Below are 24851 nucleotides of genomic sequence, written 5' to 3' on the forward strand. Positions count from 1 at the left end.
AACCAATGGAAAATCCTCAACAACAAAAGACTACAAAGGTGTCGGAGTACAAGACTTGATTCCATTGCCGAAAGGGACAAGAACTTGGTATCGTTACTGATTAGGTGAATAGCTAAAAAGGAAAACATAAAAAATGGATTCGCATATTGCTCGAATTAATTAAAAGCAGCCAAGCCCTTCTTTCAACGTTACGGGACTCGGTATCTATTGTTACCCTCGACGGGTTCTAAAATTTCAAAGTATTCTAAACATAATAGAGTTAAAGCTTTAATTTGCTAGGTTTATATGCAAACGCTATTATTCTATAATTTCACTCAGAAAGGAGGTTAAAGTAAAAAATACGGAATATGGCACGGATAGGTGATATACTGCAAAGAGAATCAACCAACAAGCAAGTGTATGGGACAAACACAAAATTTTAGGAGGTAGAGTATGTTTAAGTTTAGTAAGAAAATGATGACGGTAGTTCTTGCAGCTTCCATGAGTTTTGGGTTGTTTGCAACAACCTCAAGTGCAGCGACAGACTATTGGCAAAATTGGACCGATGGCGGCGGGACGGTCAATGCTGTAAATGGATCAGGCGGTAATTACAGCGTAACATGGAAGGATACCGGGAATTTTGTTGTCGGCAAAGGCTGGACTACTGGATCGCCAAACAGAACGATTAACTACAATGCCGGTGTCTGGGCGCCGTCCGGTAATGGATATTTGGCTCTCTACGGGTGGACGAGAAACTCACTCATCGAATATTACGTCGTTGATAGCTGGGGGACTTATCGACCTACCGGAACGTATAAAGGTACGGTGACCAGTGATGGGGGCACATATGACATCTACACAACAATGCGATACGACGCACCTTCCATTGAAGGCCAAAAAACGACGTTTATTCAGTACTGGAGTGTTCGACAGTCGAAGAGACCGACCGGGGGCAACTCCACGATCACTTTCAGCAACCACGTGAAAGCATGGGCGAGCAAAGGAATGAATCTGGGAAGTAACTGGTCTTACCAGGTGTTGGCGACAGAGGGGTATCAGAGTAGCGGGAGCTCTAACGTAACGGTGTGGTAACCACTTAACTGCAAGCTGTTCAACGAACAGGCGCGGTTGGGGCTGTCTCACGGGATAAACGGGTTTTGAAAGCTGTCTGATAGGATTTACACGAATTGGTCCATGGAGGAAACACCGATCTCTAAGCATTGTAGACAGGCCGATGGCCGTTCTCCTCCAGTCTATCCGTCAGTGCGGATGCGTTGCAGGCCGTTACCTGCTAGACGAACGGCCTTCGACGCTGCTGGAGGCGAATTGCGGGCCGTCATGGCCTATCATTTTCCCTATCAGCTTAAAGGGGATATATCAATGAGAAAGCTATTAATTTTCCTTTTAATAGCACCAATGGTTGTGATCAGCGCTCGTTCGCAAGATAAGCCTGAGAAAAGGGATAACCTTGTATTCGTGGAAGGTGGGACTTTTCAGAACAACAAGTACAACAACTCTGGAAAAAGCGTGGCCCTATCGAACTTTTATATCAACAAATATGAAGTAGTTCAAAAAGAGTGGGTTGAAGTCATGGGAAGTAATCCCTCGGTATTCATAGGCGACAGTTTGCCAGTAGAAATGGTGAGTTGGTATGACGTTGTGGAGTACTGTAATCAAAGAGGTATACGAGAGGGCTTAAAACCGTATTACAACATAGACAAGGATAATAAAAGACCCGAATAAATAAGGATGATAACGATAATATAAAATGGACAGTAACGATTAATGAGGGAGCTAACGGTTGCCGATTGCCTACAGAATTGGAGTGGGAATATGCTGCAGACGGAGGTCAGGCGAGCAAGGGCTACACATACAGCGGAAGCAATAATGCTGACGAGGTCGAATGGTATTGGAAAAACGCCGGAGACAAATACTTATCTGGAGACTGGAACTGGCCTATTATAGAGAGCAACAATAATAAAACAAAATCAATCGATACCCGGAAACCCAACGAGTTAGGAATTTACTACGATATGTCTGGCAACGTAAGAGAATGGTGTTGGGACTGGTATGGAGACTTGGATAGCGAAAGCGGTTTCTACCGGGTTGTGAAGGGTGGTGGACAGCGACCGTCTAGGACTTTATTTTTTGTCCTCGGCTGTCGCTGTTCAATTTATAGAGCCAGTCTAATACTTTATTTTCTGCTGACAAAGAGAGGGATTTAGAGGCTTAAAAAATATTTTGGGCATGTTGAGTAGAAGATGGTCCAGGATATGTCTCCGCCATGTTTGTTCATCACTTTTCGCATAATCCCAGCAGCTCTCGTCCTCTATACACAAGATGACGAGGCATTAATTAAGCGACGGGCAGTTATTCAAAGTGACTTCATAGTGGATATCTTTTTAATATAGACTGTATGTTCAGTCATGGCTAAAATGGTAGCCAGGAAAATATTACCACATTGGGGAGGGGAACAAGGTGGAACTTTTTTACGAAATCGAAGGGAATGGAGTCCCTATAGTCATGATTCACTCGGGAGGTGTCGACTCAAGGGTATGGAGATATATGGTACCTGGACTGGCAAAATCATTCAAGATCATTACCTTCGATGGTCGAGGAACCGGCCGCTCGCCTGCTATGCAAGAGCCGACTTCACTTGTGGAGGATTTGCGCAAACTTCTCGAACATCTCGGACTGGATCTTGTCACACTTGTTGGCCATTCCATCGGTGGGCAAGTCGCGACTGATTTTGCGTTATCATATCCTTCTATGGTTGAGCGGCTAGTGGTAATTGCCCCTTCATTAACGGGATTTGCATATTCGCAAGAATTTACCAATTATATGACATCGGTGAATGCGGTCGCTCCCGATATTTCAAAACTTGTAGAGTTGTCCTTAGCCGCACCGATCTATCGGGCTACGATGGCTAGCCACCATCGGAGTTTTTTGACTGAAATGCATAATCACTACATGACAAGGGTATTTACCGAGTGGAGAAGCTTTGAGGTCCTTTGGCCAGAGGCGCCTTCGATTGAACGTTTAGAAAAGGTTGCAGCGAGTACGTTATTTATACAAGGAACCATAGAATGGCCGGATATGTACAATATCGCCGAGCACTTCAAGCGTGTACCTGCAATTAGGTTTGCCGAAATCAAAGGAGCCGATCATATGCTTGTCCTTACTCATGCGGAGGAACTAGCTAATAGCATCCGACAGTTTTGTCACAGGTGAGGACCATACGTGAATAGATTGGGCATCTCTTGAATCAAAGTATTATAATGGATGATAAGAAGTTTTGAAACTTAAAGGGCAACCCGGAAGAAACATCTTGGTGCTTGGAAGCGGCGGATGAGTGGAAAGCGGATGTTTACAGATAACATCAACACGATGTCTCTCAAGCATGTCTATACCAAGACCTTACATTAGGGAGCAGTTGAATTGACGTACCTATCATCAAAAGAAGACTAACGCTTTCCACCAAAAATCAGAAAGTGTTTAATTGAACTGACGGGATACGTTAGCTCAATAAAACAGCGGCAGGCTCAGACTGATAAAACAAAGTCCGAGCCTGCCGCTGCTTTATATTGGAGCCAGTTTTATAATTATAATCCGGAGCCCTGACGGTAAACTATACCAGCTACCCTGCATTCCACAGACGGTTCTTACGAGCTGTTATTCTGAAAATAAAGCATCCGTTGCAACCGGTTGAAGGATAGGCAGTGGCTGAAGGGCGTTGGTCCGGTCGAGATGAACAAACGCATCATAACGATCCGCCATGCTGGAAGGCACGTAATTGCCGAATCGTTCATGAGCAGGCTCATATACCACACCGATGGCTCGGTGGCCAATGACCGTATGCAGTATGGAAGATGCATCGGAGAGCATTACCATGCCATTCCGGCCGTCTCCCGCCCGGTGCATGCAATACTCCCAGCTTCCTGGCTGTCCGGGCGGCACGGTCATTTTCTCAACCGGAGCTCCCCAAGCTCTTCCCGCCAGTACCTCGCCCTGATAGGTTCCGAAGCCAACGGCAAACACACGATGTTCCGGATCTTCCCGCAGTAGCTGACCCACATTGACCATGCCGTCAGCCATCATATCCGTTGCCCGCGCATCACCGATATGCGTATTATGCTCCCAGACAATGGCTTTTGCCGAGGCGCCGTAATAGGACATGATTCGCTTCAGCGATTCAACCATATGTTTGTCCCGTATATTCCAGGACTGCGGACCGCCCCGGACCATCGTACGATAATAGGCCTCCGAACTGGAAGTGACGAGCATGTTCACCTCCGCATTCAGTTCTTCCTCACTTCCCGGATACGCCATGCGCCTGCTCTGAATCTGCTTTAGTAGCTCAACCACTTCTTTCTCACAGCTCTCCGAGAGCAATCCTGCCGCAATGCCATAATTTTGATGGTCCCTGCTATATGGATCAAAACAAGCATATGTCCTGCGGGCCTGTTCCAAGTGGGGAGACTTGGTCTCCTCCAAATAAGCGATGATTGCCTCCATCGATTCCCATAACGAGTACATATCGATGCCATAAAATCCAACCTTGGGACAATCACTTCCGCCCCCTTGATTCATCTCATTGTACTCCTTCAGCCACTCCGCGAAATCACGAATATCCGTATTCGCCCACATCCAGGTCGGCCAGCGGGTAAAATCACCCAGTGCATCGGCTGCCGAAGAATCGGACCCCTCCATCCCTTTAACATACCGGTTTAACCGATAAGCAGAGGGCCAGTCTCCTTCCACGCCGATAATGTTAAATCCCTTGCTTGTAATTAGCTTCTTCGAAAGTTCGGCCCGAACTTGGTAAAAATCAGACGTCCCATGGCTCGCCTCGCCAAGCAGCACAATATCTGCATCTCCGATGGCCTTAACCATGCTGTCCAGATTCTCCATTCCGTCCAATGGGATAAATAAGGCATTCAGCTCTTTTAGATATGCGTTCTGCTCTGATAGATTATCATTAGAATTCATGAATTTGTTCCCTCCTTTAGACGGTATGAGTGGATTATTTCCGAATTGTCCATTCATTAACCCAAAACAGGCCTCCCTTAGTGATAAGCCAAGGTAAGTCTGGTGGGGGCAAAATTTGAATTGATTAAGATGTGCACAAATAAGGAGGAGAAATATAATGTCCGCTGAACGTTTTCATATTCACATAGCAGATGAAGTCCTTGATGATTTAAAGAGAAGACCGCTGGCCGGATCAATTGGAAAACTCAGCTTGGAGTGATTGTGGAGGTGACCTCCGTCAAAGATTTAGCGAAGATGAACTCATTACATATCATGGTTTATTGGCTTACTAACACAATCGGGTCGTCAACGCGGATGTATTACGAAAAAGTGTTTATGATGGAGCAGATACCTTAGAATAATTATTCAAGAGCGAAAAGGCCTTTTGAGTATGTACGAGCATCCAATTGATTCAGCGTTTGGTTGATGAAAAAGCTATGAATAACCCTTTATTCGAATGCTTTAAATAATTTTAAAATGCGCACTAAAACGCTACTGGGTATATTGTTCAATAAATCTGTCTTAAATGATGTGGGTTAGTATCCATTATTAGAGGCGGATTCACGAAATTTAATATAAGGCTCCTTAACGTTGTAAATCCGCATTTTGCTGGCGATACCCAAATAATGTGAAAATTTATACTTCATTATCGTTCCTATAAAGTATACTTTTAGGAACGATGTCATGAACCGCACCTTAGACAGGATAGCGTTCGCGCCTTGTGGACACTCCTGGCGGTTTGATCCACTAGAAGATGTTTTTAAAGGTATACCTTTACAGACGGTAGAGAATGGAAAATATTTGAAAATAAAGTATCAGACTTACTGATGGCTCATTAAGCTAACGGGTAGTTTAGTTTAACGAGCGCTGTTTTAGTCATTTACAACAAATGGAAAATATGTTCTAATGATGTTGTGTTAATTTTCTAACTGTGTAGGGTTTTTAGCGTGACGCAAAAACGGGATTGTGTTGGTTGTGAGTGTCTCGATACTACATGAAGATAAGCTGCTTATGATCAGAGAAAACAAAGCATCTGTTAAGAATACATGGAACTTCCCGTCAGAGAGAATCGAATATGGTGAAGATATTCTTGAGGCAACACGTAGAGAAGCAAAAGAAGAAACTGGCTACGACGTTAAAATTACAGCCACTACAGGTATTTATAATTTCATGAGTAGTACAAATCATCAGGTTCTTTTATTTCATTTTACTGGTGAAATCATCGGTGGTTCTCTTCAGTTAAATGCAAGTGAAATCATTGATTCGAAGTGGATAGCACCTACGGATCTGTTGATTCCAGATTTACTGGAGCTACGCGATAAAGAATTAATCAAACAAATTACAGAAAATTTGATTTCTCAAAAGGAATACCCATTAGCCTTATTCAACATATATGGAGAATATGGTTTAAGCTAACGGGAAACGATAGCTCAATAAAACCAAGAAGGCATCGATCAACGTGATTAACTGCTGTTTTCAATTAACGGGCTGACAATAGGGATCGTTGCAGAAATGCTGACGATCCTTTTTTGTATGTTTATAGGAATAGTTCTAAATTAGTCTATTTCACATTCCCAAATGTGCATTGATAATTATTGGAGCATTTTATATTAATGATCCCTTTTTTTGAACTGAAAGGGGGATGCATCAAAAGCATTTTTTGGATGCAGTAGATATGGTCAAAAATTCACGGTACTTTTAATGAAGAAAAACAAATTCGAAAGTATAAGCAGTACAGTAATAGAGCTGATTTTGATAACTCGGTTATTAATTGGTATGATTTACATGTAGTAATCAGCAAACTTAAATGATATATTATGTATCCGGCCGTAAGATAGGCTGTGATGTAATAGTTAGATGGACTTCAAAAATTCAAAGGATTACCTATGAGGTATTATTTACCAGTAGCGTGAATCGTTGAAGTATGATATATTATTATTCCGGGTGTTGATATGTCCGGAAATGATTGATCTTTGAAAACTGAACAACGAGTGAGTAAAACGATTTTGTTCGCAAAATCAAACAAGAGATATTTTTTATCTCGTCAGTTTCATCATGAGCTTATCGCTCTTTCTATAAACCAACTTCGGTTGGTCTTTAATGGAGAGTTTGATCCTGGCTCAGGACGAACGCTGGCGGCGTGCCTAATACATGCAAGTCGAGCGGGGTTGTGTAGAAGCTTGCTTCTAAACAACCTAGCGGCGGACGGGTGAGTAACACGTAGGCAACCTGCCCACAAGACAGGGATAACTACCGGAAACGGTAGCTAATACCCGATACATCCTTTTCCTGCATGGGCGAAGGAGGAAAGACGGAGCAATCTGTCACTTGTGGATGGGCCTGCGGCGCATTAGCTAGTTGGTGGGGTAAAGGCCTACCAAGGCGACGATGCGTAGCCGACCTGAGAGGGTGATCGGCCACACTGGGACTGAGACACGGCCCAGACTCCTACGGGAGGCAGCAGTAGGGAATCTTCCGCAATGGGCGAAAGCCTGACGGAGCAACGCCGCGTGAGTGATGAAGGTTTTCGGATCGTAAAGCTCTGTTGCCAGGGAAGAACGTCTTGTAGAGTAACTGCTACAAGAGTGACGGTACCTGAGAAGAAAGCCCCGGCTAACTACGTGCCAGCAGCCGCGGTAATACGTAGGGGGCAAGCGTTGTCCGGAATTATTGGGCGTAAAGCGCGCGCAGGCGGCTCTTTAAGTCTGGTGTTTAATCCCGAGGCTCAACTTCGGGTCGCACTGGAAACTGGGGAGCTTGAGTGCAGAAGAGGAGAGTGGAATTCCACGTGTAGCGGTGAAATGCGTAGAGATGTGGAGGAACACCAGTGGCGAAGGCGACTCTCTGGGCTGTAACTGACGCTGAGGCGCGAAAGCGTGGGGAGCAAACAGGATTAGATACCCTGGTAGTCCACGCCGTAAACGATGAATGCTAGGTGTTAGGGGTTTCGATACCCTTGGTGCCGAAGTTAACACATTAAGCATTCCGCCTGGGGAGTACGGTCGCAAGACTGAAACTCAAAGGAATTGACGGGGACCCGCACAAGCAGTGGAGTATGTGGTTTAATTCGAAGCAACGCGAAGAACCTTACCAGGTCTTGACATCCCTCTGACCGGTCTAGAGATAGGCCTTTCCTTCGGGACAGAGGAGACAGGTGGTGCATGGTTGTCGTCAGCTCGTGTCGTGAGATGTTGGGTTAAGTCCCGCAACGAGCGCAACCCTTATGCTTAGTTGCCAGCAGGTCAAGCTGGGCACTCTAAGCAGACTGCCGGTGACAAACCGGAGGAAGGTGGGGATGACGTCAAATCATCATGCCCCTTATGACCTGGGCTACACACGTACTACAATGGCCGGTACAACGGGAAGCGAAATCGCGAGGTGGAGCCAATCCTAGAAAAGCCGGTCTCAGTTCGGATTGTAGGCTGCAACTCGCCTACATGAAGTCGGAATTGCTAGTAATCGCGGATCAGCATGCCGCGGTGAATACGTTCCCGGGTCTTGTACACACCGCCCGTCACACCACGAGAGTTTACAACACCCGAAGTCGGTGGGGTAACCCGCAAGGGAGCCAGCCGCCGAAGGTGGGGTAGATGATTGGGGTGAAGTCGTAACAAGGTAGCCGTATCGGAAGGTGCGGCTGGATCACCTCCTTTCTATGGAGAATCGTTTCCTGCAACGGAAACATTCAATTATGAAGCATTAGCTTCAAAACTCAGGTTTAGGCCTGTTACTCACTCGTTGCTCAGTTTTGAGAGCTCAAACTCTCAAGCTTCGACGAATACTTCATTCACACATTCGTGTGGAACCGAAATATTCATCGGGTTTCGCTTCGATGAAGCGAATTGCACCTTGAAAACTGGATACCGAAACGAAATTGCGTTTTAGAATATTCCTTTAAGCTGATCTTGTGTAAACAAGTGAAATAAAGGTAGCTGCCTTGAATTTCATTCACACGTAAGTGTTGAACCGAAATTCAAAGCAAATCGTATTTACGATGTAAATACTAGGTTAAGCTACAAAGAGCACACGGAGGATGCCTAGGCGCCAGGAGCCGACGAAGGACGTGGCGAACAACGATAAGGCCTCGGGGAGCTGTAAGCAAGCTTTGATCCGGGGATGTCCGAATGGGGAAACCCGGCTGTCTTCATCGACAGTCACTTTCTGCTGAATACATAGGCAGAATAGAGGCAGACCAGGGGAACTGAAACATCTAAGTACCCTGAGGAAGAGAAAACAATAGTGATTCCGTCAGTAGCGGCGAGCGAACGCGGATTAGCCCAAACCAAGGAGCTTGCTCCTTGGGGTTGTGGGACGTCTCACATGGAGTTACAAAGGAACCAGTTAGATGAAGAGGTTTGGAAAGGCCCGCCAGAGAAGGTAAAAGCCCTGTAATTCAAAACTTGTTCCCTCCGAGACGGATCCCGAGTAGTGCGGGGCACGTGAAACCCCGTATGAATCCGGCAGGACCATCTGCCAAGGCTAAATACTCCCTGGCGACCGATAGTGAAGCAGTACCGTGAGGGAAAGGTGAAAAGCACCCCGGAAGGGGAGTGAAATAGATCCTGAAACCGTGTGCTTACAAGAAGTCAGAGCCCGATCTATGGGTGATGGCGTGCCTTTTGTAGAATGAACCGGCGAGTTACGTTCCCGTGCAAGGTTAAGGTGAAGAGCTGAAGCCGCAGCGAAAGCGAGTCTGAATAGGGCGAATGAGTACGTGGACGTAGACCCGAAACCGGGTGATCTACCCCTGTCCAGGGTGAAGGTGCGGTAACACGCACTGGAGGCCCGAACCCACGCATGTTGAAAAATGCGGGGATGAGGTGGGGGTAGCGGAGAAATTCCAATCGAACCCGGAGATAGCTGGTTCTCCCCGAAATAGCTTTAGGGCTAGCCTCGGAAAGAAGAATCGTGGAGGTAGAGCACTGATTGGGTGCGGGGCCCGCAAGGGTTACCAAGCTCAGTCAAACTCCGAATGCCATAGATTTAGTTCCGGGAGTCAGACAGTGAGTGCTAAGATCCATTGTCGAAAGGGAAACAGCCCAGACCATCAGCTAAGGTCCCCAAGTGTGTGTTAAGTGGGAAAGGATGTGGAGTTGCACAGACAACCAGGATGTTGGCTTAGAAGCAGCCACCATTGAAAGAGTGCGTAATAGCTCACTGGTCGAGTGACTCTGCGCCGAAAATGTAACGGGGCTAAACACACCACCGAAGCTATGGCTTGATGCTTGCATCAGGGGTAGGGGAGCGTTGAATGCGGGTTGAAGGTGTACCGTAAGGAGCGCTGGACTGCATTCAAGTGAGAATGCCGGTATGAGTAACGAAAAGATCTGTGAGAATCAGATCCGCCGAAAGCCTAAGGGTTCCTGAGGAAGGTTCGTCCGCTCAGGGTAAGTCGGGACCTAAGGCGAGGCCGATAGGCGTAGTCGAAGGACAACAGGTCGAAATTCCTGTACCACCGTAATCCGTTATGAGCGATGGGGTGACGCAGTAGGGTAGTGACGCGGACGGATGGATGTCCGTCTAAGCAGTGAGGCTGGTGTGTAGGCAAATCCGCACATCGTTAAGGCTGGGCTGTGATGGGGAGCGAAAATTGTAGTAGCGAAGGTCATGATCTCAGACTGCCAAGAAAAGCCTCTAGCCAGGAGAAGGTGCCCGTACCGCAAACCGACACAGGTAGGCGAGAAGAGAATTCTAAGGCGCGCGGAAGAACTCTCGTTAAGGAACTCGGCAAAATGACCCCGTAACTTCGGGAGAAGGGGTGCCTCGGTAGGGTGAATAGCCCGAGGGGGCCGCAGTGAAAAGGCCCAAGCGACTGTTTAGCAAAAACACAGGTCTGTGCGAAGCCGCAAGGCGAAGTATACGGGCTGACGCCTGCCCGGTGCTGGAAGGTTAAGGGGAGTGGTAAGCCCTTCGGGGCGAAGCTATGAACCGAAGCCCCAGTAAACGGCGGCCGTAACTATAACGGTCCTAAGGTAGCGAAATTCCTTGTCAGGTAAATTCTGACCCGCACGAATGGCGTAACGACTTGGGCGCTGTCTCAACGAGAGATCCGGTGAAATTTTAATACCTGTGAAGATGCAGGTTACCCGCGACAAGACGGAAAGACCCCATGGAGCTTTACTGCAGCTTGATATTGAATTTGGGTACGATCTGTACAGGATAGGTGGGAGCCGTAGAACTTTGAGCGCCAGCTTGAAGGGAGGCATCCTTGGGATACCACCCTGATCGTATCTAGGTTCTAACTTGGTACCGTGAACCGGTGCGAGGACAGTGTCAGGTGGGCAGTTTGACTGGGGCGGTCGCCTCCTAAAGAGTAACGGAGGCGCCCCAAGGTTCCCTCAGAATGGTTGGAAATCATTCGAAGAGTGCAAAGGCAGAAGGGAGCTTGACTGCGAGACCTACAAGTCGAGCAGGGACGAAAGTCGGGCTTAGTGATCCGGTGGTACCGCATGGAAGGGCCATCGCTCAACGGATAAAAGCTACCCTGGGGATAACAGGCTTATCTCCCCCAAGAGTCCACATCGACGGGGAGGTTTGGCACCTCGATGTCGGCTCATCGCATCCTGGGGCTGAAGTAGGTCCCAAGGGTTGGGCTGTTCGCCCATTAAAGCGGTACGCGAGCTGGGTTCAGAACGTCGTGAGACAGTTCGGTCCCTATCTGTCGTGGGCGTAGGAAATTTGAGAGGAGCTGTCCTTAGTACGAGAGGACCGGGATGGACGTACCGCTGGTGTACCAGTTGTTCCGCCAGGAGCACCGCTGGGTAGCTATGTACGGAAGGGATAAGCGCTGAAAGCATCTAAGCGTGAAGCCCCCCTCAAGATGAGATTTCCCAATTAGTAAGACCCCTTGAAGACGACGAGGTAGATAGGTTGGGGGTGGAAGTGCAGTAATGCATGGAGCTGACCAATACTAATCGGTCGAGGGCTTATCCTAAGATAAAGCGCAATGAGTTTCGGATCCAGTTTTCAGGGTGTAACCTTGAATGTAGAATTTGCATAGCAATTTCATGTTTGGTGGCGATAGCGGAGGGGTTCCACACGTACCCATCCCGAACACGACCGTTAAGCCCTCCAGCGCCGATGGTACTTGGACCGCAGGGTCCTGGGAGAGTAGGACGTCGCCAAGCAACCCCATAATGGGGATTTTTTTTTCGCCTATCAGGCTATTGATTATACATACAAAATTGATTTTTTAGATGGGGCTATAGCTCAGCTGGGAGAGCGCCTGCCTTGCACGCAGGAGGTCAGGGGTTCGATCCCCCTTGGCTCCACCAATATTCCCTGATAGCTCAGTTGGTAGAGCACTCGACTGTTAATCGAGTTGTCACAGGTTCGAGTCCTGTTCGGGGAGCCATGTGGAGAGGTGTCCGAGTTGGCCGAAGGAGCACGATTGGAAATCGTGTAGGCGCCAAAAGCGTCTCGAGGGTTCGAATCCCTCTCTCTCCGCCAGCTCTTAATAATAGATATATGGCCCGTTGGTCAAGGGGTTAAGACACCTCCCTTTCACGGAGGTAACAGGGGTTCGAATCCCCTACGGGTCATAAGCAGTATGGAGGCTTAGCTCAGCTGGGAGAGCATCTGCCTTACAAGCAGAGGGTCGGGGGTTCGAGCCCCTCAGCCTCCACCATTTGAAAAATAAATATTTATTACTGTCGCGGGGTGGAGCAGTTCGGTAGCTCGTCGGGCTCATAACCCGAAGGTCGCAGGTTCAAATCCTGCCCCCGCAATTACTTCAACTAAGGAAATTCCCTCTGGAACCGTGGTGTAGAGGCCTAACATGCCTGCCTGTCACGCAGGAGATCGCGGGTTCGAATCCCGTCGGTTCCGCCATTTAACTTAATACGCCGGTGTAGCTCAACTGGTAGAGCAACTGACTTGTAATCAGTAGGTTGGGGGTTCAAGTCCTCTCGCCGGCACCATATTGGAGGATTAGCGGAGTGGCCAAACGGCCAAACGCATCAGACTGTAAATCTGCTCCCTTACGGGTTCGGTGGTTCGAATCCATCATCCTCCACCAGTTTTACGAGCCATTAGCTCAGTTGGTAGAGCACCTGACTTTTAATCAGGGTGTCGAAGGTTCGAGTCCTTCATGGCTCACCATTATCATTGTATGCGCGTGTGGCGGAATTGGCAGACGCACTAGACTTAGGATCTAGCGTCTTTGACGTGGGGGTTCAAGTCCCTCCACGCGCATCTTGTTTTTGCGGACGTGGCTCAGCGGTAGAGCATCGCCTTGCCAAGGCGAGGGTCGCGGGTTCGATTCCCGTCGTCCGCTCCATTTATTAGTCCCCTTAGCTCAGCTGGATAGAGCGTTTGACTACGAATCAAAAGGTCGGGAGTTCGAATCTCTCAGGGGACGCCATTAACTTCATAAGCCGGTGTGGCGGAATTGGCAGACGCGCGCGACTCAAAATCGTGAGGGAAACCGTGGAGGTTCGAGTCCTCTCACCGGCATCTATTTCGGGATGTAGCTCAATGGTAAAACTCAGCCTTCCAAGCTGGTAGCGTGGGTCCGATTCCCATTACCCGCTTTATATAGATGAAAAAGGAGAGATGGCTTATTTTTATGCCATCTCTCCTTTTTTACTTTTAAACTATTTCTATCGACATCACAAGCAGTAGAAACCCCAAGGCAATCTCCTCCGTTCTTTTGCGTTATTAAGATAGGGCGTACAACTAACGAGGAACGATAGTTAAATAACACACAATGTTGAGCAGGCGCTTCAAGTCTGCTCTTTTTATTAAACTAACGGACAAGTTAGTTTTAAGTTTACTTCACCAACTCAACACAGAAAGCACAAAAGTCTGTTGGGAAACTCGACAGACTTTTGCGCTTTAGAAGATGAACTTACCAAGGTTGACTTGTTGGTCCAATTGTAAACTCATTAACGTTCGTATCTTCTGGCTGATCAATCGCGAACGCAACAACATTGGCAACTCGATCAGGTGAAATACCATGTTGTTCATACAATGCAGTTGCACCTTTTAAAGTATTCTTATCTGTGATGGTAGTCAACAACTCTGTATTTATTGCTGCTGGATAAATAGTTGCTGTACGGGTGTTCGTACCTTCAATGAAGATCCCCGATAAACACCTTTGTATTCAGGGGATATCTGATCCAATGCGGTTTGGAACTGCAGCTTAATTTGAATATATAGACCGGTAAACGTGTTATGCTGTCGTGTTAAGTTTCAAAGATTCAAGCAACTAAACGCCCCTTGTTTTATAATGCTCAAAGTCTTCTTTGTAGAACTAGGATCATCCTCGGTTGATTACTCCTAGGGTAAAAGTTATGAACGGTTGACCTTGGCTTCAAAACGCTTTTCCAACTCATCCCAGTTGGGGGGGAGGGACCCGGATCTGTTTCTTCCAAAGGTGAAACACACGGCTCAAAGCTACGATTTCCCCTACGGATCCGTCAACCAGTCGGCTGATCGGCATCTTATGATAAATTTTCGTAAAAAGGCGCATCAACGCCGGTCGTTTGCGGATACCGTAAGGCCTCTAACATGCGAAAGCCTTCGTCCATAGCCGCGATCATCTGCCGCAACAACTTGTCGTCCCCGGCGATTTTTTTCATTTGGCGCTCGTGTATAACCGTTACAAAGTTTAGCACAATTACAGGCACGATATGATTCTTCAGCCATGCATCTATATATTCATGATAGATAGGTATCGTACTCATTTGGTTTATGTATGCGGGTACGCCCCCTTCCATGCAGAGGGTCTTTCCCAAACAAACATGGACTAACGGCCACCATCATGAATGAAAATATCTTTGGCTTGTGAATCTGAACCTCCTTAATGGAAGTACAGGACACAGGCCGAGAGTTTTTTGGTAGGACATACTCTGAGTCCTTAATTTCCCGACCTCGAGGAACTATAGGCAGTATCGTATTATCTCGCTGGTCGAATATTTAAAGCGGTGTTTGTGAATACCAGTCTATGTGAACACTATTTAACAAACTAACAAATTCGCCATTCAAAATCTTCTCTTGAATCAATTTTGGTATACTATGTGGTAGATAAGAGAATTAATTTGAAGTCTGGCTATAAGGATGTTTCTACAACAACTTGAGAAATGAATTTGATTTTGGTGAAATGCGGAAGCTATTAGGGCGTAAAGAGAGAATAGGAGGAATGGAAATGTCGTATCTCGTTGATTTTAAAGATGTATCTACGGTTGGTTTAGAGTCCTCACCTGTAGCAGAAGCGCTTGCTGGTTTACGTGCTAATGAAGCCCGTTATTTTATGAACAAGTACAAGTATGAATTTACGGTTGTACCAGCTAGCGAAAGCCAGGAGAGCCTTGATTATGTGAACCGAATTTTGAGAGAAGAACGTGATATTGCGTTTGCGGCTAAACCTTTAGAAACGTCGCGTTTTCAAGTGGAAAATATCCGATTTACCTACGTTTTTTATGAGGATGGTCTTGCAATCAATGTCATGTATACGGTGGATGACCCTAAAAAGCGGGCTGTTGGTTTTAAGCTTTCTGAGGGGATGGAGGTACCAAAGGAGCTAGAAGGGAAGTTTAAGTTTGCTAGGCAGAAGTCTAAACTAGCTGGAACAATTCGGGGTTCGTTTTTTGTAATTAAAGGACAATATTAAAGTAAGCAAAAGCGCAAATGGAGGAATCCAGCACCTTATTCTCTTTGCAAAAAAGTGAAATTAAAGAAAGGGCTATCCCGTAAAAGGATTGCCCTTTTTTGAAAGAATGATGAAAAGCTACCGCTTATCGTATGATTATCAAACAGGAAGATCGCGGGTAGTCTCTGATAAGGAGACTATTTTTTTGAGAACTTGCCCTTTCAGCCATCGCGGTGAACCATACCATAAGTGAAGATGAAAAATTTCCTTGTGCGAAGTGACCTAACAATACGATTAGCCAGAATAGTTTGCTGCGAATGAAGGTAACAACACTTAGTGTGGTATGCACTCGTGTTGATTTTGTTTTAATATCCAAACTTCTATTTCATACATGTTGTTGTTAGTCCATATCTTGCTTCGCTTTTCTCAAGTGCTTTATTAAGCGGCCCATGATCGATTCTCGGTCTTGTCTCCAATCAGTTGTGGAAGTAGTGAGACTGTTCGAGGTCGTGGATCAGTGCAGGTTGCACAGGCCGCCATCCCAGAAGTTCCTGAGTTGCAACGCTTGATCTCGGGATATCGAGCGCTGCAAGTCTGCTGAGGAAGCCGAAGTGGGTGTCTGCTTCTTCACGTGAAATGCTGACTACAGGCACGTTCAGGTGTTTACCGATAACACTTGCGATGTCGCGAAATGGCACACCTTCATCTGCGACCCCATTCAGTCGTGAATCGGCGGGTGCCTTTTCTAACGCAAGGCGGTATAGATGTGCGGCGTCAAGGCGGTGCACAGCTGGCCAGCGGTTGGTCCCCCCTTCCACATAGGCTGAGAAGCCCTTCGTTTTGGCAATGTTGATCAGTCTCGGCACAAATCCTGTGTCACCCTCACCGTGTACCGAAGGACAAAGCTCTACGATTGATGTCCGCACTCCGCGCTCAGCCAGCAATAACGCTACGTTTTCTGCTGCCACTCCATTGGCGTGCGTGGTGATCACGAATGGCTTACCAGACCCTTCCAGCGCCGCCCCCATCGCTTCAACGGCGTGCAGATCTGCTGTGAGTGCCCTGGCGAAGTTCGAGAAGTCGTGATTGAATGCCAGATGAATAATGCCATCCGCAGCAGCCGCACCACTACGAAGGCTGTCGAGATCGTCGATGTCACCGCGGTGTACTTCGGCCCCGGCCTTTTTTAGTTTCGCAGCGCTATTGTCTGAGCGCACAAGACCGACGACCTGATGACCCGCATCCATGAGTTCACGGACGACAGCGGAACCGATGTAACCTGTTGCTCCTGTTACGAAAACACGCATCATGAAATCCCCCTTAAGTTACTAACCATTATTGTATAAATTATAATTACCACGCGATGGGTCCATCCTCATCTGAGAACGTTCCTGTTGGACCGTCCGCACCAATCATCGCAAGCCGGACTGCTTCACGCGACCCTTGTTCAACACTACGAGTGCCAGCAAAATTATTGAGCGCAGTCGATGTAAAACCTGGACATGCCGCATTGACCTTGATGTTTGTCGATTCAAGCGCAAAGGCAAAGGCAAGAGTCACCGCATGAACAGCCGATTTTGACGCCGAATAGGCCCCAAACATCGCACGATGTGAGTTTTCTGGAATGGAGTTCCAGCTAAGAGAGCCGCCGGTGCTGCCCATGTTGACGATGCGTGCTGCCGGAGCCTCACGTAAAAGTGGTAACATGGCCTGGGTGACAGCAATGACACCAAAAACATTAGTTTCATAAACCGAACGAATGTCTTCGAGCGAAGCAACGGTCAAAAGACCGCTCGTCGCGCCACTGCTCGGAAACGGATCGCCCGGTTTACCTGCGTGTGATATGGCCGCATTGTTCACAAGTACATCGAGATGACCAAATTCGTTCCGAATACGCTCTGCTGCAGCAACAATGGAGTCCTGATCGGTAACGTCGAGCTGGAGAGCGTGCGCATCCGAACCGATGCTTTTGGAAGCAGTTTCTCCATTTTCGAGGCTGCGTGATCCGACGAGCACGGTGAAGCCGTGTTCCGCTAGATCCTTCGCAATTTGTAAACCTATTCCTTTATTGGCGCCAGTGATCAAGGCAATGGGTTTGTCCTGCATGGTTGTAATCTCCTTTTTGGTATGGGATACCATCTATATATTTCCTGTGGGATGTGGGATAATGATATTAAATCACACAAAATCGAAACTGTAAAGTTCCGGAACTAATAAGTTTCTAAATATATATTTTAAAAGGAGCTAAGTTTATGAGTAAAATAAAAAAGAAAATGTCTGAGAGGGGCGAATTATCTGAGGTCGTGGCAGAAAAGCCTGCGCAAGCATTGGGCCGCAAGCGAGATCACACGCGGGATGATAAAATCCTTGAGGCGACAATCGACATCCTCGCCGATACGAGTTTCGATGGTATGACAATGGACATGGTCGCGGCTCGAGCAAAGGCTGGGAAGGCGACGGTTTACCGCCGCTGGTCTTCCAAGGCGGAGTTAGTCCGAGACGCCTTGGCCTGGATGAATCGGAATCATCTTAAGCTCGAAAGCTTGCCTGATACAGGAACCTTGCGCGAAGATCTCCTCGTGCTTTTGAAGCCGCAATCGATCGCGGAAGAAGAACGCAAATTTCGAGTCCTAGCGGGCCTAGGCTCCTTTTTGCAGCATCCGGAATTTGCCGAAGCAGGAACAGCCGGGATTTTCGAGCCATGGGTTGTTGTGAACCGTGAGCTTATGAACCGAGCCGTCGTCCGCGGTGAAATTCCCGCTCACGCAGACATTGAGATGGCTTGCCAGGTCATTACTTCAATGGCTTCTTTTCGCGGACTCATCCAGCGCAAACCGTTCGACAAGCCTTTCTTCACAGCGCTAATCGATGGCATTCTGCTGCCTGCACTCAAAAACCCGCAAACAGCTCCAAATATCATGGACCGATGATGGCCAGGCGCTTACCAGAAGAATCTACAAGGTGGATCAATCACAGAAATGATTCAACTAACGGGAAACGATATTTGAATTTAGAACAGGGAGCACACTGCCGTGGCAAATGCTCCCTCTTTCATGGAAGTAACGGGCAGTACAGGTTAATACAGTAGCGTTGAAAAATGAAATATAAGGGATTAGGAGGCACGGATTTGCTCGTCTCGAAGTTTGCGCTGGGAACGATGATCTTCAGAGGTAAGAACTTTCCGATGAGTGTGGCGATGGGGGCGCTGAATAAGCAAGATCGTGTAGGTAGGGGGCATTTTCCTTTTTAAAATGACAATTGCCCTATTCCCCGTCCATATACCTAAAAAAGGCAGGGTCGGGGAGTGTCCTATCCTGCCTTCTTGGGTGTTATATGTTTTCTACTGTACTAACTTATCCAATTCTGGCTGCAATTTGGTCCGCAAAACATACAACATGATGGCACCAACAAGGAATGCGACCGCATCCGCAATGACAAGCGACCAGACCACCCCGTGGAAGCCGTTCATTTGATTGGCGATAAACAACACAGGAATCAGAGTAATTCCTTGAATAATTGACATAATAAACGCGGCAGTTCCTTGTGCTGATGCTTGGAAGATCCCGGTAAACAATGTGGTCATTCCTGTAATGAACAAGGATAGGAATGTCACATGTAGAATGTAGCTGCCCATTCCAATTAATTGCGAGTCATTTGTAAATAAACCAATTAAGTGGTCGGAAATCAAATAGACGATGATGCCAAATACGACTGCTAACGCCACAATCACTTTGATCGTAAATCCAATGGTATTCTTCATGCGTAATTTATTCGCTGTGAATGAGAAGGCAATCAACGGCACGACTCCCTCGCATAAGCCCATCAGAATAAACTCAGGAAATTGCAATAAACGTGATGAAATTCCGTAAGCCGCTACTGCCTGATCCCCGTATTCGACAAGAAAATGGTTAAAGATGAGCGACATTGCACCCAAAAAGATACTCATAATAAAGACAGGAACTCCGATTTTGAATACATTGCTCAGAATGTCCTTGGTAGCCTTGAACCATTTTACGGAGACGGTTAAGAATTGGCTCTTATATCCCATATGGAAGGCGTAGAATGCACTCGCAACCAAGTTAGAAATGACCGTAGCAGACGCAACGCCGATCACATCCCAATGGAGCACGAAGATGACTAACGCGTCGAGAATAATATTTATAACAACACTGAGAATCATACCGATCATCGACGTGATTGCTGCGCCCTCCGAACGCACGATATTCTCCAGTGTGAAGAATAATACGACGAATGGTGAGCCAATAAGCATAATCGTGACATAGTCCTTCGTGAATCCGAAGGAGTCAGACGTTGCTCCCAGGCCATGAACGATTGGATTGATCAACGGGAGACCCACGGCCATCACGATAAGACCGAGAACTAAACTGCTGTAAAAGGCAAATGAAGACACATGCTTTACCTCATCATATTTTTTCTCTCCTAGCAAACGGGAGATGAATGTACCGCTACCCATGCCAATCAAATTGCCTAGCGCCATAATGATTGCGAATAACGGCAGGGTCAGTGCGAGTACGGTTAACATGGCAGTATTGTGAAGTGTACCAAGGAAATAGGCATTCAAGATGGAATAAATGACACTCATTGACGTGCCTAGCATCATTGGTATAGCGAAGTGAGCTACGGCTTTTGCGACCGGTGCTTTTTCAAAGTAATGGAGGTTTTCTGCATCCATGCGGATCACTACTTTCTCTATTTATTTTGCCTTCCAGTCTAACACTGTTAGGTTGTGCCTTACAGTGTTAGATGGTATCATGAACCAATGAACCTGTAAAGCATAAACTTACACTGTTAGATAAAAGGGCGGATGACATGAAAAAGCAGCAACCTCAGATTTCGGAGGATAAGATTTTGGAAACCTCGTGGGAGCTTCTTGGAGAGGAGGGCATCGAGAAATTAAGCATGAGACGATTGGCCGACAGGTTAGGGATTCAGGCTCCCTCTCTGTACTGGTACTTCAAGAGCAAACAGCATCTCTACCAGCGTCTGGCCAACCAGGTATCGAAAATGATTCTGGAAGAGTTCCACTCCGAGGGGGAATGGAAGGAGCAGCTGACGGGGCTTGCGGTAACGGTACGGAACGTGCTCAGCCGATATCCCTGCTCCACGCAGCTCATGATGATGACGCTGCCCCACGAACCGGACAGCATCCGGTTCACCAACCGTATGCTGCTCTGCGTGGAATCGACGCCGCTTGAGCAAGAGCAGAAAATGCAAGTGGTTACTACGCTTGTGAACTATGTCTTCTATTTCGTTCTAGACGATTATCAGCATGAGCGCAATGTCTCCGCTATCTTTAAGGACCAGAAAGCGCATCCGGGTGAGGAGATGATTCGCCTTCTGGACTCCATGAGCGAGACGGATGTGGGACTGTTTCGGAGGATGTTCACGAACGGGCTGTTCAATCTGATGGGAACCGACGGGGCGTTTGAGTTCGGCTTGAAGCTGATTCTGTTGGGGATTGAGCAGGTGATAAAGGAGCAGGAGAAGGAGAAGTAGTATGTAAAAACCGCCCATCCGGTTATTGGATGGGCGGTTTCAATTAGGTTTACGTTTACCCTAAATTGTTGGTTCTTTTGGCGTAATCAAAACCTACGGGGATCTTTTGAAAGAGGGTTAGATATCGAGTTTACGGGTACTGATCCATTTCACCATGTCAGGATCGCGATGTGAAAAGAACAGGCTCTGTTTCGTATCTAACGTAGTAATCGACTCCATATCCTCCTGGCTTAACTCGAAGTCAAAGATATCGAAGTTTTTGATAATTCTCTCTTTACGAACAGACTTTGGAATCACAACAACTTCTCTTTGTGCCAACCAGCGTAAAACCACCTGAGCAACGGATTTATTATATTTTTCAGCTATGGATACCAATATTTCATGCTGGAACAAGTTGTTTTTCCCTTCAGCAAAAGGCGCCCAGGATTCGATCTGAACATTATTCTCTTTCGTAAATTTTGCATGTTCAATTTGCTGGTTGAATAGGTGAGTTTCAACCTGATTTACGGCAGGAACTACTTCATTATGAATAATCAAATCGATCAGGCGATCCTCATGGAAGTTACTAACGCCGATTGCACGGACCTTTCCATCACGATACAATTCCTCCATAGCGCGCCAAGAACCAAACACATCTCCATATGGCTGGTGAATTAAATACAAATCCAAATAATCCAACTGCAATCTTTCCAGTGATTTTTCAAATGCCTTTTTTGTACGCTCATAACCAGTATCCTGAACCCAAAGTTTCGTAGTGATAAATAACTCCTCTCTTGCCACGCCACTACGTTTGATCGCTCTGCCAACTGCTTCTTCATTTAGATAAGAGGCAGCGGTATCAATCAGCCGATAGCCTGCCATAATAGCGTCATAAACGCTTTGTTCACATTCATTTGCATCTTGGATCTGATAAACACCAAAACCGAGTATAGGCATCTCAATCCCATTGTTCAAAGTTACTTTTTGCATATAAAATCCTTAGTATTAGGGAAATACTTTTACGGAATGTAAGCAAAACTTAATTTAATTCGGGGTTCAACTAACGGGCAGGATAGCCTAATAATTTGGTTGTCGTTATAATGTTTAATAGGGACATTTAATATCTCCAATTCATCAGGAGTTACCAATGACCTGTTTCGAAATATTCGAAAAGGGGCAAGTTGTGTGAAAAAGACTGAAAAAATTTACAACACCGCAGTTGAGGCAACTTTAGAGGTAATTGGTGGGAAATGGAAACCTGTTATTCTCTTTCATTTGACATTCGGTAAGAAACGTAATAATGAATTTAAGAGCTTGATTCCCGCAATTACTCAAAAGATGTTAACGCAGCACCTTCGGGAGCTTGAAGAAGAGGGCGTCATCTTACGTATTTCTTATAATCAGGTACCACCTAGAGTTGAGTATGAGTTGACAGACTACGGCTGGAGTCTAAAGGAACTCCTACATCTGATGTGCCGTTGGGGGGATTCGCATATAGAGAGAAAGTACGAGGGAAAGGCTACTGTTCTTGCTAATCCAATGCTTACAGACGTGAATAACAGTTAAGAAACCGACCCAATACAAGGTCGGCTTTCTTATTTTATACGGTAGTTTACGGGATGACTTTACGCTTGCGGAAGTCGTTGAAGATGTTCATAAACATTGCTTCGGTATCGACGAATTCGTGAAAGCCTAAACGACGAGCCTTAGTTCCGTCGGCAAAAAAATCGTAATCCCATGCAAACACGAAATCGCCGAATAGCCAAGAGGAAACGTCTTTATAGGAATTCCGAGCAAGCCCATGCTTCTCAACCATTTTGTTCCAAAGCTGCTCCTTGTCCTCCATGACAACGTCCAGAGACATTTGCAACGGAGGGGCTGTTTCCATACCAAAGTATTGAGCGATCTTCGGCCATAACTCATTCCAACGGAACAGATCGCCGTTCGTAATGTTGAATGCCTGATTCGCACAGCGCTCGTCGGTCGCCGCCCATACTGTTGCCTTTGCGAGAAGCCCAGCGTCTGTCATCTCCAAGAGGCTGTTGTAAGCTCCTGACTTACCTGGAAACCGCAAAGGTATTCCAAGTTCCTTCGAAATTGAAGCGTAAATCGCTATGACCATTGCGAGGTTCATCGGATTTCCAAGCGAGAAGCCGCAGACTACAGAAGGACGGAGTGCAGACCAAGTCCAAGCCTTACCTTTTTGCCGTTGTTCTAAAAAATCTTGCTGATCAATATTGAACTCAGGAGGCATGTGATTAGCGTCTGTCTCACGAGCAGGAGTTTTGAACGGGCCGAGATGTGCGCCGTATACCTTATATCCCTGCATCAGACTGACATGTTTCAAGCCTGGCGCGATTGGTTCGATCACTTCTACGATGTTCACTAACATGGCGAGGTTCGGTGGAACAAGTTCAGCCCAAGTTTGACGGTCTTGGTAAGCAGCATAAAAAATGTGTGTTACCCCAGTTAAATCGCTTAACTTCTCGTGAAGATCGTCTATATTGAGTAGATCCGCAGCCACATATCGAACATGGTTGCTAGATTCTCCACCGCGACGCGATACGCCGATCACGTCCCAATCAGGAAGAGAGATGAGGTGATCAATGAGGTTGCGACCGATAACACCATTCGCACCTACGACCAAGGCGACTTTGCGTGTTGTTGTAGATTCATTATTCATAGTGTTTCAGCTCCTTCTGTACTATTCTTTCTTTGTACAACATTATTTTGCATCAACTAACCATACATAGGAAGTACGCACATTAAAGTGACATAAGCACTTTAAAGTAATCGAGGTATATTCAGACGAAAAGAAGGCAGTCAACTCTCTCTTTGCTTTCTTAATCATTATGGTAGATGGGATACTCGGCGCTAGCTTTCAAAGGTAGTTTAAGTTAACGGAAGACGATAGTTCAAATAATATAGATGCTGGCATGATTCGGCAGTCTATTCAGCTAACGGGCAGGTTAGTTCAAATATGCGTTAATATTGATTATTTATGTAAGACCAATAAATTAATACGGGCTAACCCAGGTGATTTGTATAAGTTTAACCCACGAATTTTTCCTTCTAAGCAACCATTTTGATTTGAATTACTGATATGAGATTATAAGGGTGTAAAAAACGCCGGTCACCTTAAGCAGGTGACCGGCGTTTTCATATTAGCGTTTCGGCATTTTGCTCTCATCCATGTACAGCAGGTTCCAGCGGTGACCATCCAGGTCGGCAAATCCTGCGCCGTACATCCAGCCGTCAATTTCACTCGGCTTGCCAAAGATGTTTCCTCCGGCAAACTCTACTTTTTGAATAAAGGCATCTACTTCTTCTCTGCTTTCAGCGCCAATGGAAAATATTACTTCTGCGGTATTGGAAGTATCTGCGGTTTTAGAACCTGTGAATTGCTCAAACGCCGCATCCGGGAACAGCAGAATCGTTGTTTGGCCTATGGCAAGCTTGGATCTCTCGTTACCAACGCTCACCGCATGGAATCCAATCTCATTGAAAAAGGCAGTTGACCTCTCAACATCTTTGACCGGCAGGTTAATCCAGATATCCTGTGACATGGCTGTAGCCTCCTGGAATATTTTTTCAACTACTCCTACTATACTCTACTTCTGGCAGCAGAAGCGAATCTTATAAAAGAAACTGCAAGGTATGACATTCCTGTCATGCATTCTGCGGTTTCCTTAGTAAACTTATTTACTTCTCTGCTCCAGCATCGTCTCCGTCAAGGTATCGATCTAGCCAAGAAATG

General features: G+C 46.5%; 16 protein-coding genes, 14 tRNA genes, 3 rRNA genes and 3 pseudogenes. 26 read left to right on the plus strand and 10 right to left on the minus strand.

Going from position 1 to position 24851, the window contains the following annotated elements:
- Window positions 1–432 precede the first annotated feature (432 nt).
- The 3 genes and pseudogenes from MKY16_RS05220 (at window position 433) to MKY16_RS05230 (ending at window position 3210) form a co-directional block, all read left to right on the plus strand.
- Window positions 433–1071: a glycoside hydrolase family 11 protein gene (locus MKY16_RS05220; protein WP_025720875.1), complete on the plus strand. Its 639-nt coding sequence runs from the start codon at window positions 433–435 to the stop codon at window positions 1069–1071.
- A 288-nt stretch (window positions 1072–1359) separates the two neighbouring features.
- Window positions 1360–2102: pseudogene (locus MKY16_RS05225) on the plus strand (formylglycine-generating enzyme family protein); the annotation flags it as partial.
- 355 nt (window positions 2103–2457) lie between these two features.
- Window positions 2458–3210: an alpha/beta fold hydrolase gene (locus tag MKY16_RS05230; protein WP_340954428.1), complete on the plus strand. Its 753-nt coding sequence runs from the start codon at window positions 2458–2460 to the stop codon at window positions 3208–3210.
- 441 nt (window positions 3211–3651) lie between these two features.
- On the opposite strand, the gene MKY16_RS05235 is transcribed toward MKY16_RS05230, so the two are convergent.
- Entirely contained in the window at window positions 3652–4968 is a 1317-nt protein-coding gene (locus MKY16_RS05235) for an erythromycin esterase family protein (protein ID WP_340954430.1), read from the minus strand.
- 1050 nt (window positions 4969–6018) lie between these two features.
- Between MKY16_RS05235 and MKY16_RS05240 the strand changes: the two genes are divergently transcribed.
- From MKY16_RS05240 to MKY16_RS05325, 18 genes are all read left to right on the plus strand, one after another.
- Entirely contained in the window at window positions 6019–6423 is a 405-nt protein-coding gene (locus tag MKY16_RS05240; RefSeq protein ID WP_445744861.1) for an NUDIX hydrolase, read from the plus strand.
- A 681-nt stretch (window positions 6424–7104) separates the two neighbouring features.
- Window positions 7105–8660: ribosomal RNA gene (locus tag MKY16_RS05245) — 16S ribosomal RNA — on the plus strand.
- Between the two features lie 353 nt (window positions 8661–9013).
- A 23S ribosomal RNA gene (locus MKY16_RS05250) occupies window positions 9014–11941 on the plus strand.
- A gap of 76 nt (window positions 11942–12017) precedes the next feature.
- Window positions 12018–12134: ribosomal RNA gene (rrf, locus tag MKY16_RS05255) — 5S ribosomal RNA — on the plus strand.
- The 16S, 23S and 5S rRNA genes sit together here with 14 tRNA genes alongside, the layout of an rRNA operon.
- A gap of 71 nt (window positions 12135–12205) precedes the next feature.
- Window positions 12206–12281, plus strand: a tRNA-Ala gene (locus MKY16_RS05260).
- A gap of 4 nt (window positions 12282–12285) precedes the next feature.
- Window positions 12286–12361 (plus strand) — tRNA-Asn (locus MKY16_RS05265).
- 3 nt (window positions 12362–12364) lie between these two features.
- Window positions 12365–12456, plus strand: a tRNA-Ser gene (locus MKY16_RS05270).
- 20 nt (window positions 12457–12476) lie between these two features.
- Window positions 12477–12548: transfer RNA gene (locus tag MKY16_RS05275), tRNA-Glu, on the plus strand.
- Between the two features lie 10 nt (window positions 12549–12558).
- Window positions 12559–12634, plus strand: a tRNA-Val gene (locus MKY16_RS05280).
- A gap of 26 nt (window positions 12635–12660) precedes the next feature.
- A tRNA-Met gene (locus MKY16_RS05285) sits at window positions 12661–12734 on the plus strand.
- Window positions 12735–12760: 26 nt separating this feature from the next.
- A tRNA-Asp gene (locus MKY16_RS05290) sits at window positions 12761–12837 on the plus strand.
- A 13-nt stretch (window positions 12838–12850) separates the two neighbouring features.
- Window positions 12851–12926 (plus strand) — tRNA-Thr (locus tag MKY16_RS05295).
- 4 nt (window positions 12927–12930) lie between these two features.
- Window positions 12931–13024, plus strand: a tRNA-Tyr gene (locus MKY16_RS05300).
- Between the two features lie 7 nt (window positions 13025–13031).
- Window positions 13032–13107 (plus strand) — tRNA-Lys (locus MKY16_RS05305).
- Window positions 13108–13119: 12 nt separating this feature from the next.
- Window positions 13120–13200: transfer RNA gene (locus tag MKY16_RS05310), tRNA-Leu, on the plus strand.
- Window positions 13201–13210: 10 nt separating this feature from the next.
- Window positions 13211–13285: transfer RNA gene (locus tag MKY16_RS05315), tRNA-Gly, on the plus strand.
- Window positions 13286–13292: 7 nt separating this feature from the next.
- Window positions 13293–13369, plus strand: a tRNA-Arg gene (locus MKY16_RS05320).
- Window positions 13370–13381: 12 nt separating this feature from the next.
- A tRNA-Leu gene (locus MKY16_RS05325) sits at window positions 13382–13461 on the plus strand.
- 394 nt (window positions 13462–13855) lie between these two features.
- Here MKY16_RS05325 and MKY16_RS05330 read toward each other — a convergent pair.
- The 3 genes and pseudogenes from MKY16_RS05330 to MKY16_RS05340 all read right to left on the minus strand — a co-directional run.
- A pseudogene (locus tag MKY16_RS05330) lies at window positions 13856–14080 on the minus strand (oxidoreductase); the annotation flags it as partial.
- Window positions 14081–14094: 14 nt separating this feature from the next.
- Window positions 14095–14260, minus strand: a pseudogene (locus tag MKY16_RS05335) (IS110 family transposase); the annotation flags it as partial.
- 190 nt (window positions 14261–14450) lie between these two features.
- Entirely contained in the window at window positions 14451–14693 is a 243-nt protein-coding gene (locus tag MKY16_RS05340; RefSeq protein ID WP_340954432.1) for a hypothetical protein, read from the minus strand.
- 461 nt (window positions 14694–15154) lie between these two features.
- Here MKY16_RS05340 and MKY16_RS05345 point away from each other — a divergent pair, with 461 nt between their 5' ends.
- Complete coding sequence (locus MKY16_RS05345; RefSeq protein ID WP_029514777.1) at window positions 15155–15619, plus strand: hypothetical protein; 465 nt, start codon at window positions 15155–15157, stop codon at window positions 15617–15619.
- Between the two features lie 455 nt (window positions 15620–16074).
- Here the strand turns inward: MKY16_RS05345 and MKY16_RS05350 are convergent, their stop codons facing one another.
- Complete coding sequence (locus tag MKY16_RS05350) at window positions 16075–16905, minus strand: SDR family oxidoreductase (protein WP_340954435.1); 831 nt, start codon at window positions 16903–16905, stop codon at window positions 16075–16077.
- Window positions 16906–16951: 46 nt separating this feature from the next.
- Window positions 16952–17704, minus strand: a complete 753-nt coding sequence (locus tag MKY16_RS05355) for an SDR family oxidoreductase (RefSeq protein ID WP_069010381.1) — start codon at window positions 17702–17704, stop codon at window positions 16952–16954.
- Window positions 17705–17871: 167 nt separating this feature from the next.
- On the opposite strand from MKY16_RS05355, the gene MKY16_RS05360 reads away from it, so the two are divergent.
- Together MKY16_RS05360 and MKY16_RS05365 are read left to right on the plus strand one after the other, a co-directional pair.
- Complete coding sequence (locus MKY16_RS05360; protein WP_069010382.1) at window positions 17872–18528, plus strand: TetR/AcrR family transcriptional regulator; 657 nt, start codon at window positions 17872–17874, stop codon at window positions 18526–18528.
- A 197-nt stretch (window positions 18529–18725) separates the two neighbouring features.
- A complete protein-coding gene (locus MKY16_RS05365; RefSeq protein ID WP_274386749.1) occupies window positions 18726–18848 on the plus strand; it encodes a hypothetical protein in 123 nt (40 codons plus the stop codon).
- A gap of 90 nt (window positions 18849–18938) precedes the next feature.
- Here the strand turns inward: MKY16_RS05365 and MKY16_RS05370 are convergent, their stop codons facing one another.
- The gene (locus MKY16_RS05370) at window positions 18939–20291 is read right to left on the minus strand and encodes an MATE family efflux transporter (protein WP_340954442.1); all 1353 of its coding nucleotides are present in this window, start codon (window positions 20289–20291) and stop codon (window positions 18939–18941) included.
- Window positions 20292–20428: 137 nt separating this feature from the next.
- On the opposite strand from MKY16_RS05370, the gene MKY16_RS05375 reads away from it, so the two are divergent.
- A complete protein-coding gene (locus MKY16_RS05375) occupies window positions 20429–21115 on the plus strand; it encodes a TetR/AcrR family transcriptional regulator (protein ID WP_340954444.1) in 687 nt (228 codons plus the stop codon).
- 117 nt (window positions 21116–21232) lie between these two features.
- On the opposite strand, the gene MKY16_RS05380 is transcribed toward MKY16_RS05375, so the two are convergent.
- Window positions 21233–22084, minus strand: coding sequence for an aldo/keto reductase (locus MKY16_RS05380; RefSeq protein ID WP_340954445.1), 852 nt, complete (start codon window positions 22082–22084; stop codon window positions 21233–21235).
- 195 nt (window positions 22085–22279) lie between these two features.
- On the opposite strand from MKY16_RS05380, the gene MKY16_RS05385 reads away from it, so the two are divergent.
- On the plus strand, window positions 22280–22660 hold the full coding sequence (locus MKY16_RS05385) for a winged helix-turn-helix transcriptional regulator (RefSeq protein WP_025685981.1): 381 nt from the start codon (window positions 22280–22282) through the stop codon (window positions 22658–22660).
- A 46-nt stretch (window positions 22661–22706) separates the two neighbouring features.
- Here the strand turns inward: MKY16_RS05385 and MKY16_RS05390 are convergent, their stop codons facing one another.
- Complete coding sequence (locus MKY16_RS05390; protein WP_039269371.1) at window positions 22707–23777, minus strand: SDR family oxidoreductase; 1071 nt, start codon at window positions 23775–23777, stop codon at window positions 22707–22709.
- 481 nt (window positions 23778–24258) lie between these two features.
- Entirely contained in the window at window positions 24259–24660 is a 402-nt protein-coding gene (locus MKY16_RS05395; protein WP_029514787.1) for a VOC family protein, read from the minus strand.
- Window positions 24661–24851 lie beyond the last annotated feature (191 nt).

This window comes from Paenibacillus sp. FSL L8-0641, from assembly GCF_038006265.1.
Classification (GTDB): Bacteria; Bacillota; Bacilli; order Paenibacillales; family Paenibacillaceae; genus Paenibacillus; species Paenibacillus polymyxa_D.

Excerpts from the sequence above, each read along its gene's own strand:
- MKY16_RS05220 (WP_025720875.1), top strand. The coding sequence starts at position 433 with ATGTTTAAGTTTAGTAAGAAAATGATGACGGTAGTTCTTGCAGCTTCC.
- MKY16_RS05235 (WP_340954430.1), bottom strand. The coding sequence starts at position 4,968 with ATGAATTCTAATGATAATCTATCAGAGCAGAACGCATATCTAAAAGAG.
- MKY16_RS05240 (WP_445744861.1), top strand. The coding sequence starts at position 6,019 with ATGATCAGAGAAAACAAAGCATCTGTTAAGAATACATGGAACTTCCCG.
- MKY16_RS05340 (WP_340954432.1), bottom strand. The coding sequence starts at position 14,693 with ATGAGTACGATACCTATCTATCATGAATATATAGATGCATGGCTGAAG.
- MKY16_RS05345 (WP_029514777.1), top strand. The coding sequence starts at position 15,155 with ATGTCGTATCTCGTTGATTTTAAAGATGTATCTACGGTTGGTTTAGAG.
- MKY16_RS05350 (WP_340954435.1), bottom strand. The coding sequence starts at position 16,905 with ATGCGTGTTTTCGTAACAGGAGCAACAGGTTACATCGGTTCCGCTGTC.
- MKY16_RS05355 (WP_069010381.1), bottom strand. The coding sequence starts at position 17,704 with ATGCAGGACAAACCCATTGCCTTGATCACTGGCGCCAATAAAGGAATA.
- MKY16_RS05360 (WP_069010382.1), top strand. The coding sequence starts at position 17,872 with ATGTCTGAGAGGGGCGAATTATCTGAGGTCGTGGCAGAAAAGCCTGCG.
- MKY16_RS05370 (WP_340954442.1), bottom strand. The coding sequence starts at position 20,291 with ATGGATGCAGAAAACCTCCATTACTTTGAAAAAGCACCGGTCGCAAAA.
- MKY16_RS05375 (WP_340954444.1), top strand. The coding sequence starts at position 20,429 with ATGAAAAAGCAGCAACCTCAGATTTCGGAGGATAAGATTTTGGAAACC.
- MKY16_RS05380 (WP_340954445.1), bottom strand. The coding sequence starts at position 22,084 with ATGCAAAAAGTAACTTTGAACAATGGGATTGAGATGCCTATACTCGGT.
- MKY16_RS05390 (WP_039269371.1), bottom strand. The coding sequence starts at position 23,777 with ATGAATAATGAATCTACAACAACACGCAAAGTCGCCTTGGTCGTAGGT.
- MKY16_RS05395 (WP_029514787.1), bottom strand. The coding sequence starts at position 24,660 with ATGTCACAGGATATCTGGATTAACCTGCCGGTCAAAGATGTTGAGAGG.